The organism is Corynebacterium sp. HMSC073D01 (assembly GCF_001815555.1).
GTDB classification, from domain to species: domain Bacteria; phylum Actinomycetota; class Actinomycetes; order Mycobacteriales; family Mycobacteriaceae; genus Corynebacterium; species Corynebacterium glucuronolyticum.
The window spans coordinates 40,356-56,500 of sequence record NZ_KV821056.1; the positions used below are offsets into that span (position 1 = coordinate 40,356).

Here is a 16,145-nt window from a genome sequence, read left to right on the forward strand (position 1 = left end):
CGCCTAACTTCGCCTAACGTGTGAAGCCTAGATGGCCTCGTCAATATTTGTGTCTTGAAGTTGGGAAGCGAACAAACGTCGAAAACCTGAATCCCTAGACACAAGTTCGGTGAAGGTTCCTGACTCCTCTACGCGGCCGCCCTCCATGTAGTAGATCCGATCCAAATTCTGCAGCGTAGACGCGCGGTGAGTAACGACAATGACTACTTTCCTACTGCTCAAAGCCCTCAAGCAAGAAAAGATCTCAGCCTCCCCACGTGCATCGATCGAACTTGTTGGCTCATCGAGGATCCAAATTCCTGCATCACGGATATACAACCGTGCCAGAGCTAGGCGTTGCCATTGTCCGCCTGAAAGCCCTGTGCCTTTCCATTGCTCTCCCAGTTGCATATCCAGGCTCGTGACAAACGTTTGCGCGCCTACCATTCGCAGCGCCTCCCATAACTTCTCATCCGAAGGCCAACGGGACGGGGCAAGCCCCAAGCAGAGGTTTTCGCGAACGGTTAGCTCGAAACGCGAGTAATCCTGCGCCAGCATCCCGAAATAGCGATGGCGTTCCGCAAAGTCTTGCTCATTAAGCTCACGGTGGTCTGACGAATCCGTGGATACGAGAATTGATCCGTCGGACACGTCGTATAGCCCAACGAGAGCAGAAAGCAGTGATGTTTTTCCGGCACCGTTTGCCCCGACCAATGCAACGACCTCGCCACAGTGCGCATGAAGACAAGCATGGGACACAATTGTTCGGTCCCCGATCGTCACATCAATGTCCTTCGCGTTCAAAGCAGCAACCTGATGAACGACGGGCAGCGGTGGTGTCATCTCAGGCAAGGCAAGAAATTCTTCAAGCATGAGCAATGGTTTCGTTTCCTGCATGAGCATTCCGACGGACCAACCGACATTGTGAATGGCAAACAACCCACTCGAAATACCAACGAGAGCTGCGGTGGCTTCGACAGGACTGGCATTGCCGTGCAATAGGAACGCAAGTAAACAGAAGGCAAAAATTACCACCGTGACAAGGCCATTGATAATTTCCGCCTTGATGTACATCGCGTGGACGCTTCGATCTAGTGCTGCAGCCTTATTGCGATAGCGTCCGGCTTGACTGCGAAACCATTCTCTGCCGTCCAACAGTGCCAGCTCTGTTCCCGGTGACTGGTACATCATCTGTTCGAAGAAATAGTTGGCATGGCGGTGGTAGTCGTTATTCCGTTCCCATTGTTCGGCCAGCTTCTTTGAGCAGTAAAAATTAGTGAGGAGGCTCGGTATGAGCGAAAGCAAAAGAAGCACGGCACCTAAAGTGCTGAACCTGAAAAGGGAGAGGAAAAGAAAAATACATACAAATACGGCGAATATAACGCTTGTCACCGCGGTGGCTTGTACTGAAAGATTCCCGTTGGAGACCACCTCCAAGGCTTGCCGTGTCCTTTTGTTTACCTCTGGCTGCCGAAGCTGTTTAGGGTCAATCCGTGAAACTTTTTGGTCTACTGCGAGTCGGCCTTGCCACGCAATTGTGAGACGAAGAATATCCCCCAATCGTCCACACACATCTTGCAAAGAAACGAAGCCTGCGAGTAGTAAAGCGACCAAAAGAATCAGAAAAACAGTTTTATTGCCAGGCTCTTCCTGCAGCGATGTGCCCAGAAGGGAGATGAGCCACGCCTGCACAGCAGGAAACGCTGCGAGGATAATTTGGATGACGAGGAGCAGGATGAGCGTTTTAGATGCCGTGCGGCGTGCAAACCGCAAAGCAAATCTACACGCTCGATACGTCCCCTTTCCGTAAAAGGACGGGTTATTACTCATGCCTACATCCATTTCTTAACCTGTCATTTTCAAAATTCAACGTGGAAGTTACCGGGTGGAAACCAACTTCAGCATCCGGTGCCGCGTGCTTTTCACACTTATTTTATCTGCAGGTGATGTACCCTACTACGAAACTCTGCGTGTTATAGATCACACGTATATATGAGCGGGAAACGTGTCGACGCAGTCGGCCTGGTGTATTTGATGCGAGTGAATTGCGAAGCGGAATATCTTGTGCCGCGTGGAAAATAGTGGATTCGGGGTGGCGGTAGGGGCTGCACTGGCGGCGGGCGTGTAGATGGGCTGTAAAACGTGCGGTGAAAAAGGGCTCGGCGCGGGAGCGCGCCGAGCCCTGACTCTTCACCCAGAATGCGGGTTTGTTAGACCTCGAGCGCGATCTTGCCGGTAATTTCGCCGTCCTTGATCAGGCGGTGGGCCTCGGCAGCCTCCTCTAGGGGGAGCACCGTGGAGACCTGCGTGGTGAACTCGCCGGCTTCAATCATCGGCCAGACGTGCTCGACGGTGGAGGCGACAATCCGCGCCTTGTCCTCGGTGTCGCGGGCGCGCAGTGCCGTGGCGGAAATGGAGCCACGCTTGGACAGCAGCCTGCCGATATTCAGTTCACCCTTGACGCCACCCTGCATGCCGATGGTCACCTGGTGCCCGTCGTAAGCCAGCGCCCGGACGTTTTGGTCCAAATACTTGGCACCGATGATGTCGAGGATGACATCGCAGGAGTTCTTCAGCTCCTCGGCGAAGTCCTGCTCCTTGTAGTTGATGAGGATATCCGCGCCGAGCTCCTTGCAGTGGTCGAGCTTGCGCTGCGAACCGGCGGTCACAGCGACCTCCGCACCAAAGTGCTTGGCCAGCTGGATGGCGCAGGTACCGATGCCACCGGCACCGCCGTGGATGAGGATGCGCTGGCCCTTCTGCAGGCCAGCAAGCATGAACACGTTGGACCAGACGGTGCAGGTCACCTCAGCGATGGTGGCGGCCTCGGGCATGGTCAGCCCCTTTGGCACGGGCATGAGTTGGCCTTCGGGAACGGCCACGTACTCGGCGTAGCCACCACCGGCCAAAAGTGCAATGGCGGGCTCGTCATCAACGTATCCTGCAGCTTCTAGTCCGAGGATGCTGGTGACACCCTTCGGCGGCGGGTAGTGGCCCTGGTTCTGCAGGATATCGCCACGGTTAACACCGGCCGCGGCCACCTTCATGAGCTTCTCGCCCTCGCCTAGTTCGGGGGTTGGTGCATCAATTACTTCTAGCTCCTGGGAAATTGCTTTCATGCACACCAGGCTATAGTATTTTTCCCATTGGAGACATGGCAGAGCGGCCGAATGCACTCGCCTTGAAAGCGAGCGTCCCTAACCGGACCGGGGGTTCAAATCCCTCTGTCTCCGCAGGTAAGAAAACCCCTGGTGCGTGTGACCAGGGGTTTTTACTTTTTGTCGCAGATTTGGGGGGCGGATTCTGCCGACCTGCGTAAATGCACGGGGCCTTTCGGAATCTGCTGCGAAAAGTAAAAAGGGTGGGGTGGCCGGAGAGGCAGTTCGGTTATCGCAGCAGATATCGAGCCTGGATTCGGGCGACCTGCGGAAATGCGAGGGAAGCCGGTGTTCGGGATCTGCTGCAAAACCTTAAGGCACCTACTTCAGCAGCGCGTCCGTTTCTTCCTCCGTGGTGACGGTGATGCGCGTGCCTTCGGGGAAGTGGCGGACGATGACGCCCTCCTTCTCAAACTTCTGGCCGGGCAGCCAAATGAAGTTTGCCTGGCTAGGGACGGCGCCGAGAGCTTCCTGGGCGCGGGCGCGCTGCTTTTTCACCTCGGCGACTCGTGCGGCGAGCTCATCGCCAGCCGCCAGGCTGGCGAGCGCAGCAGCCTGGGCGGGAGCGGAGACGGCGAAGGGAATGGCGACCTTGATGAGGGCGTCGATAAGCTCGGAAGAACCGAGGGCATAGCCGATGCGGAGGGCGGCGAGACCGTAGGCCTTCGAGAACGTGCGCAAAACGACGAGGTTCGGGTGGTCGGCGAGCTTGCCCACACCGGACTCCACGTCGGCGAACTCGATGTAGGCCTCGTCGAGGGCGACGACTACGTCCGTGGGCACGCGCTTCATGAACGCGTCGAACTCTGCGCCGGTGAAGGCGGTGCCGGAGGGGTTGTTCGGGTTGCAGAGGAAAATAAGCTTCGTGTTTTCCGTCACGGCCTCGGCGATGCCGTCGAGGTCAACGGCCTCTTTCTTGTCCAGCGGGATCGGCACCTTCGTCGCGCCGCACACGTCGACGAAGATGGGGTACGCCTCAAACGAGCGCCAGGGGTAGATGACCTCATCCTCGCGGTTGAGGCACGTAATCTGCACGAGCTGCTGGCACAGGGCGGAGGAGCCACAGCCGACGGCGACCTGCTCAAAGCTGAGGCCGAAGGTGGAAGCAAGCGTCTCGCGGAGCTCTACGGCGAACATATCGGGGTAGCGGTTCACCTCGACCTTGTCCAGGGCCTGTTTCACGCTGGGGAGGGCGTCGTGCGCCAACTCGTTGGAGGAAAGCTTGATCGCCCCCTCGATCTTCTTTCCGGGAACGTAGCTGGGGATATTGGTAAGATCTTCTCGTAGCATGTGGACAGTTTACTCTCACCTGCTATTTTGGTGGGAAGCGCGGTTACCGGTACGATAGGTGACCAAGGAGACGTGCCAGAGCGGCCGAATGGGGCTCACTGCTAATGAGTTGCCCTCTTTATCGAGGGCCGGAGGTTCAAATCCTCTCGTCTCCGCAGCTGCCCTTTAGTGGTTTTGGGGCAGCGCCGCGCCCGTGGCTCAACGGATAGAGCATCTGACTACGGATCAGAAGGTTGGGGGTTCGAATCCCTTCGGGCGCACAATTAAACCCCAGCTAGGAACACTAGCTGGGGTTTTTCTTGTCGCCGCGCACCTACAAGAATTTCGGGGTTAAGTAGCGAAAATTCAACAGGCTATGGGACAATTATCACTACCACTAATCGGCAGTTTGAATGGCGATGAAAAGCAGTTAGAGGATGCCAGTAATGACCGAAATGAACAGGGTAATCCAACCAATAACGAAACTTCTACCAACGGCCAACACCCTCATGGAGGTGAACAAGGCGCTCGGCCTGCCAACGGACAAGGAAACAATCCGAGCGAGGGGACAGGAAATGCTGGAGGAGTTCGGGGAACTGCGGTGGAAGATCCTCAACAGCCGCCAACGGAGCTTTCAGGCAGCGAACGGACACCCGATGAACACGCAGCAGGTAATGGCGGCGGGGCAGCAGGCGGGGCAGCAGGCGCTGGACATAATAGTGGAGAGGTACGTGAGGGCTCCGCTGAGGGAAACGGAGCCGATGGAAACTGATATCGAGTTCGAGAACTAGATCCCGATACGCGTGACCAGTCCGTTTTTCCTGCAATGGCCTATGTGGTCCCCGGACAATCGGACTGTTCAAGCCTCAGCTTCCAACTGTGCGGTGACAATCGTGCTACCAAACGTAGTGAGTGTGACGATATTACCATTGCGTGAGTAACACATCTCGTGTTGGAGAAAGGATCGCAATGTCAGTAAAGGGCTTCGTTAGCGCGGTAGCCAAGGATCTGCAAGAAAACAGGGGCGAACGGGAGGAACTGTACAAGGAGTTCCACATACACCCGGAGCTGTCCATGGAAGAGACGGAGACAGCCAAGCGAATCGCGGGGGAGTTAGACAAGGCGGGAATTTCCTACGAGTACGTGGGGGACACGGGAATCGTAGCGACGATTGAAAACGGCGAGGGGCCGGCTGTGGCCATGCGCGCGGATATCGACGCGCTGCCCGTGCCGGAGGAATCGGGCAAGGACTACGCCTCCGAAGAGGAAGGCAAAAGCCACGCGTGCGGGCACGATTTCCACATCATGAGCCTTTTGACGGCATTGCAGGCATTCAATGCCCACAAGGATGCCTGGTCCGGCACCTACGTCGGCGTGTTCCAGCCTGGCGAAGAGACAGCCCAGGGCGCCAAAGATATGGTGGAAAACGGCATTGCAGAAAAACTTCCTAAGCTGGACGTGTTCCTCGGCCAGCACGTGTTGAGCTCCCTCCCGGGGGCCCACGTGGGCACCAAACCGGGCGTGTTTCTCACATCGGCAGCATCCATCCGGATCACAGTGTTTGGCAAGGGGTCCCACGGCTCGATGCCGCAGCTGGGTGTGGACCCGGTGGTCTTGGCCTCCAGCATCGTCATGCGCCTGCAGACGATCGTGTCCCGCGAGATCGGGCCGAGTGATACGGCCGTGGTCACCGTCGGTTCCCTGCAGGCGGGCTCGAAGTCCAACATCATCCCTGATAAGGCCACCCTCCTCATCAACACGCGCGCCTACGACAACGACGTGGAAAAGAAGGTTCACGCCGCCATCGAGCGCATCGTCAAGGCGGAGTGCGAAGCGGCGGGCAGCCCGAAGGGGCCGGAGATCGAGTACTACGACGTCTACCCGCTCACCATCAACGACGAGGAGCTCACCGCCAAAGTGCGCGCCGCTTTCGATGAGGTCTTCGGCGACGAGTCCATCGACATCACCCCGCAGTCGGCCTCCGAGGACTTCTCCTACGTCCCCGATGCGGTAGATACCCCCTATGTGTACTGGGCTTTTGGTGGCTTTGCGGATCAGGAAAACGCGCCGGGCAACCACAACCCGGCCTTCGCCCCGGATCTGCAGCCAACGCTCGACCGGGGTGCCGAGGCGGCGATCGCCGCAGCCGGCGCGTGGCTTGCGAACCAGTAGGCAGGCTCCCGCATTTTGCAGGTGGGAGCAGGGGATTTGCCAAATTCTGAACTTTGAGTAAACTCTTTCTTCGTTGCGCCCGTGGCTCAACGGATAGAGCATCTGACTACGGATCAGAAGGTTGGGGGTTCGAATCCCTTCGGGCGCACGATAGAAAATGCCTCCTTGCTTATATATGCAAGGGGGTATTTTTTGTTTCTTAAGTATCTGCGGATTCTAGCTTCATGCGGTTAAAGTAATAGCTATGAGGAAGCTCGCCTTCGCGGTGATCGCTCTAATTTCGTTGAGCGCATTGGCCAACTGCATGCGGAGAACCATGGGTATCTCCACCATGTTGTGGGTCACACTTGTCGTCTGCGTAGCGTGCGTCGTCCTCAGTGGCATCATGGCCGCACACAGTGTGGGGATCGAGCGCAACCTCGCCCGCCATATGATCGTCTTCTCTCTGTTGAAGGCCATCATGCTGACACTCGTGGTCATGGATGCCCCGGGGTCTCTCCTCTGCCTCGTGGTTCACGACCTGGCCACGCTCTTTATTGTCGGCCTCGCCGGTGCTTTCCTCACACCGCGGCGGCGGCCCGCACCCACAAGCGGGATGCTGAGCGTTGTCCTGCAGTACAAGATCGTGGTTATCCTCGGCACCCTCACCACGGCGATGGGGGAGAACGCCTGGCTGGGCAGGATTCACTTCGACCTGATGGAATGGATCCCGATCATCCACGCGGTGCTGTCCTCGGTGTTCCTCGCCACTGTGTTCATCGTGGCGCGGAAGTTCCCCGTGCTCATCACCGCGCAGATCATCATGTTCCTCACCGGCGCGCTGAACCTCATCAATTCGGACATTGCCTCGATGCTGCACAGCGTCATCACACCGGCGGCGACGGCGCTGCTGTGCTACTACATCGTCATGGAGCCGCCGGTGAAAAAGGTGAAGGGCAAGGCGATCCCCAATCCAAACGCCATCTGGAGCTAGAACACCTCGACGCGGCTGCCGATAGCCTCGGCCTGGTGCAAGATGGAGAGCCAACCGTCGGCACCGGGGTGGAGGCGGAGGACCGGGCGGAGACCGGAACGTGCGTCGAAACGGATGCGGGACCGATACCCGGCGTCGACAAGCTCCTCGATGGAGGGCTGGTCACCGGAAAGATCGTTGCGGGCCTGCGTGAGGAGCTCGAGGGCCTCGTCGAGGGCCTCGACGAGCTTGGGGGCGTTGGTCTCGCACATGGCGCGCACGAGGGACGCCTTGGAACCCGCGACGCGCGTGGCATCCGTGTAGCTACCGGCGGCAAGCGACAGGGCGAGCGCACCACCGTTGTCGCCGACAACGCTGAGCGCCTCCGCGAGCACGTGGGGCAGATGCGAAATGCGGGCAACCGCAGCGTCGTGGGAATCGGCGAGGGTGGGGATGACCTCCGCGCCGACGAGCCCGGCCATGTGGGCAACATCGGCCCACAGCGCGGCCCACGAGTCATCTACCTCGCCGGCCTCCAGCTGGTCGTAGCAGATAACCCAGGCACCGCCGTTAAACAGGCCGGACTTTGAGGCCTTCCAGCCGGAATCGGCGGTACCCGCCATCGGGTGGCTGCCCACGTAGCGCCCCGCCAGGCCACGCTCCTTCACGGCCGTGAGGATCGCGCTCTTAACGGAGGCGACATCGGTGAAGCCACAGCTGGGGGCCTCGTTTGCGATGCGATCGAGGATGGTGGGGAAGCCGGGGACGGGAACGGCGATGACGATGAGCGCGCCCTCCTTTTCGGCGCGCGCCAGCGTCTCGGTGAGCGAGCTGGAGACATCGAAGCCCTCCTCGCGGGCCTCCTCGGCGCGGGACGTGGTGCGGTTATAGCCAAAAACGGGGTGCCCGGCGGCGTGCAGATCCCTAAGGAGTGATCCGCCGATGAGCCCGAGGCCGATGATGCAAATGGGACGAGAGACTGTGTGAACGTTCATGGGGGTAAGTGTGGCACAGTTAGGGGTTATGGTGCTTGTCAATCTCCCCCGCGAGCGCCGCGAGCAACGGATGCGCGCGGTGCTTGACCTGCTCACCCCGCCGTTTACGGATGTCCCCGTTGCCGCCGCCGTGTTCGACGCGGAGGGGACGATGATCGGCTGGGGGACTAACGAGCGCAAAGCCACCTCCGACCCGACGGCGCACGCCGAGGTGCAGGCGATCCGCATGGCTGCCCGCGCCCGCAGGGACTACATCCTGGAAAACACGGAGCTGGTGGTCACCCTCGAGCCGTGCACGATGTGTGCGGGCGCGTTCCTAGCCGCGCGCATCCCGTCGCTCGTCTTCGGTGCCTTCGAGGAGAAGACCGGCGCGGTGGGTTCCGTCATCGACGTCGTGCGGGAACCGGCGCTGCCGAACCGAGTGGAGGTTGTCGGCGGCGTGCTGGCGGACGACTGCGCGGCACCGCTGCGCGCGTTCTTCCGCGATAAACGGCACGTCATAGACATGTCGTAGACACGTCATAGAAACGTCGTAGACACGTCATAGGATCGGCCACGGCGTGTGGGGGCGAATTCGCGTAGACTCGTTTTACATATTAAGACGAGAATTAAAACAGAAAGGAAAGGTACCTGTCATGGGTGACATCCAGGACGACATCAAGAACAAAGCAGAAGAGTTCGGCGGCAAGGCTAAGGAAGGCCTCGGCAACGTAACCGATAACGAGAAGCTCGAGGCTGAGGGCAAGGCCGATCAGACCAAGGCCGACATTAAGCAGGGCATTGAGGAGCTCGGCGACAAGGTTAAGGAAGCCGGCGACAAGATCCTCGGCGCTTTCCAGGACGAGAAGAAGTAACTCGCCTTTTTAGCGTGCGATTTGGTCGATCGGGCACCCGTCAATTACCCTCAGTAAACGGTGGCGTGTCCGAGCGGCCGAAGGTGCTCGCCTCGAAAGCGAGTGTTGGGTAATCCCCAACCAGGGGTTCAAATCCCCTCGCCACCGCCAGTCAAAAGGCCTCGATGCGCGCATCGAGGCCTTTTTTATTTTTCGCCGATTGTTCGATGGGAGACTGAAGGGTTTGGCTAAGTTCCTGTTTAAGGTGGGGCGCTGGTCCTACCGCAAGAAGTGGTGGGTGATCGCCGCCTGGACACTGATCCTCGCCGCCGTGCTGGGTAGCGCAGGCGTGTTCCAAAAGGGCTTCTCCAACGAGTTCAGCATCCCCGGCACACCGTCGTACAACGCGGCGATGATGCTCGAAGACCTGTGGCCGGGGCAACCGAACCCGGTGGCGGCATCCTCGGTAAACCTCGTCTTCCAGGCTCCCGAGGGGGAAACCCTGGACGAGCCACAAAACATGGCGGCGATGGATAAAACCATTAACTACGTCAAGGACAACCTCACCCCCATCTCGGGCACGGAGATGTTCGCCAACCCGATCACCTTCGACCCGCTGATGAAGCAGCGCGTTGTCGATGGCATGGTCGCCGCCGGCCTGCCCGAAGAGACCGCCCAGGAGGATGCGGCGAACCTCGGGCGCGTCTCTGTAGACAAGACCATCGCCTACACCAGCTTCAACATTGACGTGCCCTCCACCGGTGATGTCACCAACGAACACCGCGCGGTGATCAACGAGGCGATCCGCCTCGGCGAGGACGCGGGCATCCGGGTGGAGGCCAACGGCCCCGGTTTCGCCGACCCGATCAAGATTAAGACTACCTCTGAGGCCATCGGCGTCGTCGTCGCCCTCCTCGTCCTCATCGTCACCTTCGGCTCCTTCATCGCCGCCGGCATCCCGATCCTCACGGCGCTGCCGGGTGTCGGTCTGGGCATGGGCGCCATCCTCCTGGCCACCCGCTTCGTCAGCCTCAACAACACCACCCCCGTGCTGGCCATGATGATCGGGCTCGCCGTCGGCATCGATTACGCGCTGTTCATCCTCGCCCGCTTCCGCGCCGAGAAGCGACGAATGCCGTGGGATGAGGCCGCCGGCATGGCCGTGGGCACCGCCGGCAGTTCCATTGTCTTCGCCGGCACGACCGTGTTCGTCGCGCTGATCGCCCTGACGCTCGTCGGCATCCCGTTCCTCAGCTGGATGGGTATCTCCGCCGCGTTCACGGTGCTCGTCGCCGTCCTCGTGGCGCTCACTCTGCTGCCCGCCATCATGGGGCTGTTCGGCTCCAAGGTGTTCGGCTGGCAGCCAGCGTTCCTTCGTCGCCGCCAGGAGCACCTGCAGGATCCGGAGGCACGCACCGTCGGCCGCCGCTGGGTGGAGACGGTGCACCGCGCGCCGGGTCTCATCCTCGCCGGGGTCGTCGTCATCCTGGGGCTTCTCACCACGCCGGTGCTCAACCTCCAGCTCTCTTTGCCTGTCGACGCTGTGGCGAACCAGGAGACCACGCAGCGCCAGGCCTCCGACCTCATGCAAGAGGCCTTCGGCCCGGGCATCGATGCGCCGTTCCTCGTCGTCGTCGACGCGCACGACGTGGACACCTCCGCCCCCGCCCTGCAGCCGTTCAACGTCGACGGTGAGGTTCCGCGCGAGGCCGCATACATGTACGTCGTGCAGCAGCTGAAGACGCACCCGGAGGTCAAGCACGTGCAGATCGCCGGCATGAACGAGGACGGCACGGGTGCCCAGCTCCTCCTCAGCCCGCGCACCGGCCCCGCAGACGAGGCGACGACGCGGTTGTTGGAGTCGATCCGCAGCCAGCAGCAGGGGATCGAGGAGACCACCGGCCTGAAGATGGGTGTCACGGGACTCACCCCGATCATGCAGGACATCACCACCCAGCTGGAGAAGGCAATGCCGATCTATCTGCTGGTCGTCGTGGGGCTGGCGATCGTCTTGTTGCTCATCGTCTTCCGCTCCATCGCGGTGCCGGTCATCGCCGGCCTCGGCTTCCTGCTCTCGGTTGGCGCGGCGTTCGGCGTCACCATCCTCGTCTGGCAGGAGGGCCTGTGGGGTCTGGTGGGCACACCCGGCCCGCTCATCAGCTTCATGCCGATCTTCCTCATCGGCATCTGCTTCGGTCTGGCAATGGACTACCAGGTGTTCCTCGTCACCCGCATGCGTGAGCACTTTGTCAAGCACCGCGACGAAAGTCACGGCGCCTACACGCCGACGGAGGCCTCCGTGGTCGAGGGCTTCACACTCGGCGCGCGCGTGGTCACCGCCGCTGCGCTCATCATGATCGCGGTCTTCATTGCCGCCATCGACCAGCCCCTCCCGTTCGTTCAGGTCTTCGGGTTCGCCCTTGCCTTCGGAGTGCTTTTCGACGCCTTTTTCGTGCGCATGGCTTTAGTCCCTGCGGCTATGTTCCTGCTGGGGAGGGCAACATGGTACATGCCGAAGTGGCTGGATAAAATTCTTCCCACCATCGATATCGAGGGTGAGGAACTGGAAAAGGAATATGAGCTTTCACATTAACCACAGTGACGGTGCCGCCCGCACGGGCGTGATCTCCACGCCACACGGCGAGATCCAGACCCCGGCGTTCATTCCCGTGGCCACGAAGGCAACGGTGAAGACACTGACGCCGGAGCAGATCCGCACGACGGGTGCGCAGGCGATCTTGTCCAACGCCTACCACCTCTACCTGCAGCCCGGCCCGGACATCGTGGACGAGGCTGGGGGAGTGGCTGCCTTCGAAAACTGGCACGGCCCCACCTACACGGATTCCGGCGGCTTCCAGGTGATGAGTCTCGGCGTGGGCTTCAAGAAGGTTCTCGCCATGGATACTGCAAACCTGACGGAGCAGGACATCCGCGCCGCCAAGAAGGACCGCATGGCCCGCGTCGACGAGGACGGCGTGGACTTCCGCTCAGTTATCGACGGCTCCAAGCACCGCTTCACCCCGGAAAAGTCGATGGAGATCCAGCACCAGCTCGGCGCGGACATCATCTTTGCTTTCGACGAGCTGACCACGCTCGTGGATACCCGCCAGTACCAGGAGGCCTCCGTCGCCCGCACACATCGCTGGGCAAAGCGCTGCCTGGAGGCACACGAAAAACTGTCCAACGAGCGCTCTCACCGCCCGGAGCAGCAGCTGTGGGGCGTGGTGCAGGGCGCGCAGTACGAGGACCTGCGCCGCCAGGCCACCCGGGGCCTCATGGAGCTCGACCGCGAGGCCCGCGACGAGGGGCGCCGTGGCTTCGATGGCTTCGGCATCGGCGGTGCCCTGGAGAAGAACCAGCTGGGCACCATCGTCGGCTGGGTGACCGAGGAGCTGCCGGAGGATAAGCCCCGGCACCTGCTGGGGATCAGCGAGCCGGACGACATCTTCGCCGCTGTTGCGGCAGGTGCGGACACCTTTGACTGCGTGGCACCGACCCGCCTGGGCAGGCGAGGTGGCGTCTACACTCTCGACGGGCGCCTCAACCTCAAGGCTGCCCGTTTCAAGCGGGATTTCACTCCCATCGATGCGGAGCTCGGCGGGTACGTGAGCGAGAACTACACGCGCGCCTATATTCACCATCTCCTGAAAGCTAAGGAATTCTTAGCGGGCACCCTGTGCACCATGCACAACCTGCTATTCGTGGTGAAACTCGTGGATAACATCCGGTATCACCTGGAAAACGGCACGTTCGAGGAGTATCGCGACGAGTTCATGTCGCGCTACTACGCCACGGGAAGGTACAAGAAGTAAGGGAACCAGGCTAGATGTCTTGCAAATAAGACATCTAGCCTTTTGGTTTACCCCCCAAAAGGGCTAGCCTGAGAAAAAAATATAATTTAAGAAAGAAGCCTTTGAGTTTCACACAGTTAGCAGCTTAAAAGTAGGGAATGAGCTGCAGGAATTCGGTGAAAGCCTGCCTTTTTATAGGGGAAGATTGCGGGGAGGTGTGCGCCCAAATGCTCGAAAGTAGCAGGTAAAAGCTCTGAAGGCGAGCAAAGGTGGGGGTTGGTTCCGTTGCTCCTTAAAAGAAACTGAGTAAAGTCTGAGCAAAGGGTTTCGTTCACCTCATGACGGTCGGGCCCTGACGCAAACATCAAGAAATTCGATAAAGAAGGACCAGGCGATGAAAATACGCAAGAATTCTCGGTGGAGCGTGTCCGGCTCTGCCATGTCCGGTCTGGGAGCATCGAGTATGTTCCGGACCATTACCGCTCTCGGTGTAGCCACCGCGCTCACCGTCTCGGGTGTCTACGCCGTCGACAACGCTCCGGCAGCGAGCGCACAGGAAACCGCAGTTTCCGCCCCGGCCAAGCCCGCCAATACGAAGAAGCCCGCTCCGGGCACCTCCATGGAAACGGCTATCAAGTCCGATGCGATTGCTAACGGCCAGATCAGCAGCGTCTACGACATGCAATTGGGAACGTTTGTTGCTTCCGGTCACGCTTATACACTCGACTCCACCACGGCCTCCTTTGGTGGCGTGAACGATGTCACAGCGAACACCCGCGTGCCTGAGGGCACGAAGGTCTACGCACAGTGGATCGACGGCAAGGGTGGCGCCGTATCGCCTATTTACTACACGGAAACTCATGACCTCACCTGGGGCAATGGCACCCAGGGTGGCAAGGGTACCTTCGCCGTCTCCCTTCCGCCGTACGAGGATGCCCTCGGGGAACACCACGAGTTCAACCCCGGCAAGGGCGACCAGATTAAGTTCTGGATTGAACCGTTCACCAACGAGCGTGGCAACAAGCTGGAAATGATGCGCACCGCTCCGGGCTGGTACCCGAGCTTCAGTCCGGCCAATAAGCGTGTGGCTGGCTCTACGTTCAACATGGACAAGAACAATCTCCAGAACGTCGGCATCTTCATGTACGAGTTCCCCGGCGAGCACATGTTCTCCAAGAAGGTCAACGTCGATACCTCTGGCCCCCGGATTAAGGGTCGCGTGTGGCACGAAGTCGGTGACGCTAACCTTTCCACCGGCCCGATTTTCAATGCAGGTAAGGAAAAGGATGTTCCGGCAGACGGTTATGAGGTCGTCTTCACCGGCCTGAACGAGGCAGGCTCTAAGGCCATTGAGGCTGCCACCAAGGGGCTCAGCCGTGACGAGTACGTCACCAAGACTGAGGAGATCATCAAGGCTCACCCGGAGTACGTCACCGGCACCTCGACCACCAAGACGGGTGCTGACGGCTGGTATGAGCTGCGTCTTCCGGCTGGTACCGACAAGTACGCTATCTACGGCGCGGTGAAGAACCCCGCCGGTGAGATCGTTCAGACATACAGCTCCTACACCACCCCGGTGTTCGACCGCCCGAACCGCCTCGGCTCTGTCGTACCGGCGGCTATCGCTTCTCCGGATGGGCCTGGCTGGTTCAACGTTCACTTTGCCATCTCGGATTACAAGGCGATCACCCTTGATATTCCCTACTACAACGTGACGGATAACCCGGCCACCGGCGGTGACACCCTTGAGGTGAAGCTGGACGGCACGCTGCCGATCTTCCCCAACAAGATTGTGTGGACCGACAGTAAAGGCACGGTTTTGAAGACCTGTGAGATCAAGGAACTCAAGGACGCAGATAAGTGCTCCCTGGAGATCCCGAAGGACTTCAAGGGCAAGGACCTCTACACCGCAACCCTGATTTCCGGCCCGAACATCATTGCTGCTGACTCCGCGCTCGTGACCTCCGAGCTTCCGGACAAGGACAAAGACGGTATCCCGAACCGCTTTGACCCGGATGCTGATGGCGACGGCGTGAACAACGATGACGAGATCGCAGCTGGTCTTGATCCGCTGGATCCGTTCTCTAACGGAACCAAGGACAAGGATGGCAAGCCGGTTTCCGACGGCGACTTCGACTCCGACGGTGACAAGGCCACCAACAAGGAAGAGTCTGACGTTCCGCAGGAAAACGGCAAGGATAAGCCCGTCAAGGACACCGACGGCGACGGCCTCGGCAACCCCGGAATCACGGACAAGAACAAGAACGATGTCGCTGACCTCATCGAGGGCAAGGACTCCGACAATGACAAGATTCCGGATTCCATTGATCCGGACGCTGATAACGACGGAATCAACAACGACGACGAGATCGCCGCTGGCCTTGACCCGCTGGATCCCTACTCCGGTGGGTACACCGACAAGAACGGCAAGAAAATCAAGGATGGCGAAGGCGACATCGACAAGGATGGCCTGACCAACGCCGAGGAGTCCGACGTTCCTAACGGCGCCGTTCCGGATACGGATGGCGACGGCCTGGCTAACCCGGGTATCACCGATAAGACCGGCAAGCTGGTTGACGGCAAGCAGGGCCCGAACGGTGTTGCTGACCTCATCGAGGCTTTGGACACCGACGGCGACAAGGTTCCGGATTACCTCGATCCGGATGCCGATAACGACGGTGTGAACAACAACGACGAGATCGCCGCTGGCCTGAACCCGCTGAACCCGACCTCCACCGCCGATGAGAACGGTAACCCGGTCAATGATGGTGACCTTGACCTTGATAAGGACAAGAAGAAGAACTCTGACGAGTCCGACACCGATGTTCAGCCCGATGGCGTGAACCCCGATGGCACTGCCAAGGTTCCGATCACCGATAAGAACAACAACAAGATCGCTGATCTCATCGATGGTGACCTCGACGATGACAAGATCCCGAACTCCGAAGATCCGGATGCTGATGGCGACGGTGTGAACAACAACGACGAGATCGCCG

11 protein-coding genes, 5 tRNA genes and 1 pseudogene are annotated in these 16,145 nt (G+C 59.7%); 13 read left to right on the forward strand and 4 right to left on the reverse strand.

Going from position 1 to position 16,145, the window contains the following annotated elements; all coding sequences use genetic code 11:
- Nucleotides 1-27 precede the first annotated feature (27 nt).
- Together HMPREF3044_RS08045 and HMPREF3044_RS08050 are read right to left on the reverse strand one after the other, a co-directional pair.
- On the reverse strand, nucleotides 28-1,809 hold the full coding sequence (locus HMPREF3044_RS08045; RefSeq protein WP_246820964.1) for an ATP-binding cassette domain-containing protein: 1,782 nt from the start codon (nucleotides 1,807-1,809) through the stop codon (nucleotides 28-30).
- 380 nt (nucleotides 1,810-2,189) lie between these two features.
- On the reverse strand, nucleotides 2,190-3,098 hold the full coding sequence (locus HMPREF3044_RS08050; protein ID WP_070740683.1) for an NAD(P)H-quinone oxidoreductase: 909 nt from the start codon (nucleotides 3,096-3,098) through the stop codon (nucleotides 2,190-2,192).
- A gap of 29 nt (nucleotides 3,099-3,127) precedes the next feature.
- Between HMPREF3044_RS08050 and HMPREF3044_RS08055 the strand changes: the two genes are divergently transcribed.
- Nucleotides 3,128-3,212: transfer RNA gene (locus HMPREF3044_RS08055), tRNA-Ser, on the forward strand.
- 246 nt (nucleotides 3,213-3,458) lie between these two features.
- Here HMPREF3044_RS08055 and hisC read toward each other — a convergent pair.
- Nucleotides 3,459-4,427 carry a histidinol-phosphate transaminase gene (gene hisC, locus HMPREF3044_RS08060; protein WP_005390984.1) on the reverse strand — a complete coding sequence of 323 codons (969 nt, stop codon included), beginning with the start codon at nucleotides 4,425-4,427 and terminating at the stop codon, nucleotides 3,459-3,461.
- 66 nt (nucleotides 4,428-4,493) lie between these two features.
- On the opposite strand from hisC, the gene HMPREF3044_RS08065 reads away from it, so the two are divergent.
- The 6 genes from HMPREF3044_RS08065 to HMPREF3044_RS08090 all read left to right on the forward strand — a co-directional run bounded on the left by HMPREF3044_RS08065 (nucleotide 4,494) and on the right by HMPREF3044_RS08090 (nucleotide 7,551).
- Nucleotides 4,494-4,582: transfer RNA gene (locus tag HMPREF3044_RS08065), tRNA-Ser, on the forward strand.
- 32 nt (nucleotides 4,583-4,614) lie between these two features.
- A tRNA-Arg gene (locus tag HMPREF3044_RS08070) sits at nucleotides 4,615-4,687 on the forward strand.
- Between the two features lie 165 nt (nucleotides 4,688-4,852).
- On the forward strand, nucleotides 4,853-5,197 hold the full coding sequence (locus tag HMPREF3044_RS08075; RefSeq protein ID WP_005390982.1) for a hypothetical protein: 345 nt from the start codon (nucleotides 4,853-4,855) through the stop codon (nucleotides 5,195-5,197).
- A gap of 178 nt (nucleotides 5,198-5,375) precedes the next feature.
- Nucleotides 5,376-6,578 carry an amidohydrolase gene (locus tag HMPREF3044_RS08080; protein ID WP_070740687.1) on the forward strand — a complete coding sequence of 401 codons (1,203 nt, stop codon included), beginning with the start codon at nucleotides 5,376-5,378 and terminating at the stop codon, nucleotides 6,576-6,578.
- A 75-nt stretch (nucleotides 6,579-6,653) separates the two neighbouring features.
- A tRNA-Arg gene (locus HMPREF3044_RS08085) sits at nucleotides 6,654-6,726 on the forward strand.
- Nucleotides 6,727-6,822: 96 nt separating this feature from the next.
- Nucleotides 6,823-7,551 (forward strand): hypothetical protein, encoded by a 729-nt coding sequence (locus tag HMPREF3044_RS08090; RefSeq protein WP_070740690.1) that lies wholly within the window; start codon nucleotides 6,823-6,825, stop codon nucleotides 7,549-7,551.
- Here the strand turns inward: HMPREF3044_RS08090 and HMPREF3044_RS08095 are convergent.
- Nucleotides 7,548-8,525: a prephenate dehydrogenase gene (locus HMPREF3044_RS08095; RefSeq protein ID WP_005392737.1), complete on the reverse strand. Its 978-nt coding sequence runs from the start codon at nucleotides 8,523-8,525 to the stop codon at nucleotides 7,548-7,550. The two genes, HMPREF3044_RS08090 and HMPREF3044_RS08095, sit on opposite strands and share 4 nt — an antisense overlap.
- A gap of 28 nt (nucleotides 8,526-8,553) precedes the next feature.
- Here HMPREF3044_RS08095 and HMPREF3044_RS08100 point away from each other — a divergent pair, with 28 nt between their 5' ends.
- The 6 genes and pseudogenes from HMPREF3044_RS08100 to HMPREF3044_RS08125 all read left to right on the forward strand — a co-directional run.
- Nucleotides 8,554-9,039: a nucleoside deaminase gene (locus HMPREF3044_RS08100; protein ID WP_005390974.1), complete on the forward strand. Its 486-nt coding sequence runs from the start codon at nucleotides 8,554-8,556 to the stop codon at nucleotides 9,037-9,039.
- 121 nt (nucleotides 9,040-9,160) lie between these two features.
- On the forward strand, nucleotides 9,161-9,379 hold the full coding sequence (locus HMPREF3044_RS08105) for a CsbD family protein (RefSeq protein ID WP_005390972.1): 219 nt from the start codon (nucleotides 9,161-9,163) through the stop codon (nucleotides 9,377-9,379).
- A 59-nt stretch (nucleotides 9,380-9,438) separates the two neighbouring features.
- Nucleotides 9,439-9,529: transfer RNA gene (locus tag HMPREF3044_RS08110), tRNA-Ser, on the forward strand.
- A gap of 73 nt (nucleotides 9,530-9,602) precedes the next feature.
- A complete protein-coding gene (locus tag HMPREF3044_RS08115; RefSeq protein ID WP_210400538.1) occupies nucleotides 9,603-11,951 on the forward strand; it encodes an MMPL family transporter in 2,349 nt (782 codons plus the stop codon).
- A complete protein-coding gene (gene tgt, locus HMPREF3044_RS08120; protein ID WP_070740692.1) occupies nucleotides 11,935-13,170 on the forward strand; it encodes a tRNA guanosine(34) transglycosylase Tgt in 1,236 nt (411 codons plus the stop codon). Before HMPREF3044_RS08115 ends, tgt begins: the two co-directional genes overlap by 17 nt.
- Before the next feature lie 373 nt (nucleotides 13,171-13,543).
- Nucleotides 13,544-16,145 (forward strand): annotated as a pseudogene (locus tag HMPREF3044_RS08125) (hypothetical protein); the annotation flags it as partial.

Bases quoted from the DNA above. Each gene is read 5' to 3' on its own strand.
- HMPREF3044_RS08045 (WP_246820964.1), bottom strand. From the start codon at position 1,809: ATGAGTAATAACCCGTCCTTTTACGGAAAGGGGACGTATCGAGCGTGT.
- HMPREF3044_RS08050 (WP_070740683.1), bottom strand. From the start codon at position 3,098: ATGAAAGCAATTTCCCAGGAGCTAGAAGTAATTGATGCACCAACCCCC.
- hisC (WP_005390984.1), bottom strand. From the start codon at position 4,427: ATGCTACGAGAAGATCTTACCAATATCCCCAGCTACGTTCCCGGAAAG.
- HMPREF3044_RS08075 (WP_005390982.1), top strand. From the start codon at position 4,853: ATGACCGAAATGAACAGGGTAATCCAACCAATAACGAAACTTCTACCA.
- HMPREF3044_RS08080 (WP_070740687.1), top strand. From the start codon at position 5,376: ATGTCAGTAAAGGGCTTCGTTAGCGCGGTAGCCAAGGATCTGCAAGAA.
- HMPREF3044_RS08090 (WP_070740690.1), top strand. From the start codon at position 6,823: ATGAGGAAGCTCGCCTTCGCGGTGATCGCTCTAATTTCGTTGAGCGCA.
- HMPREF3044_RS08095 (WP_005392737.1), bottom strand. From the start codon at position 8,525: ATGAACGTTCACACAGTCTCTCGTCCCATTTGCATCATCGGCCTCGGG.
- HMPREF3044_RS08100 (WP_005390974.1), top strand. From the start codon at position 8,554: ATGGTGCTTGTCAATCTCCCCCGCGAGCGCCGCGAGCAACGGATGCGC.
- HMPREF3044_RS08105 (WP_005390972.1), top strand. From the start codon at position 9,161: ATGGGTGACATCCAGGACGACATCAAGAACAAAGCAGAAGAGTTCGGC.
- tgt (WP_070740692.1), top strand. From the start codon at position 11,935: ATGAGCTTTCACATTAACCACAGTGACGGTGCCGCCCGCACGGGCGTG.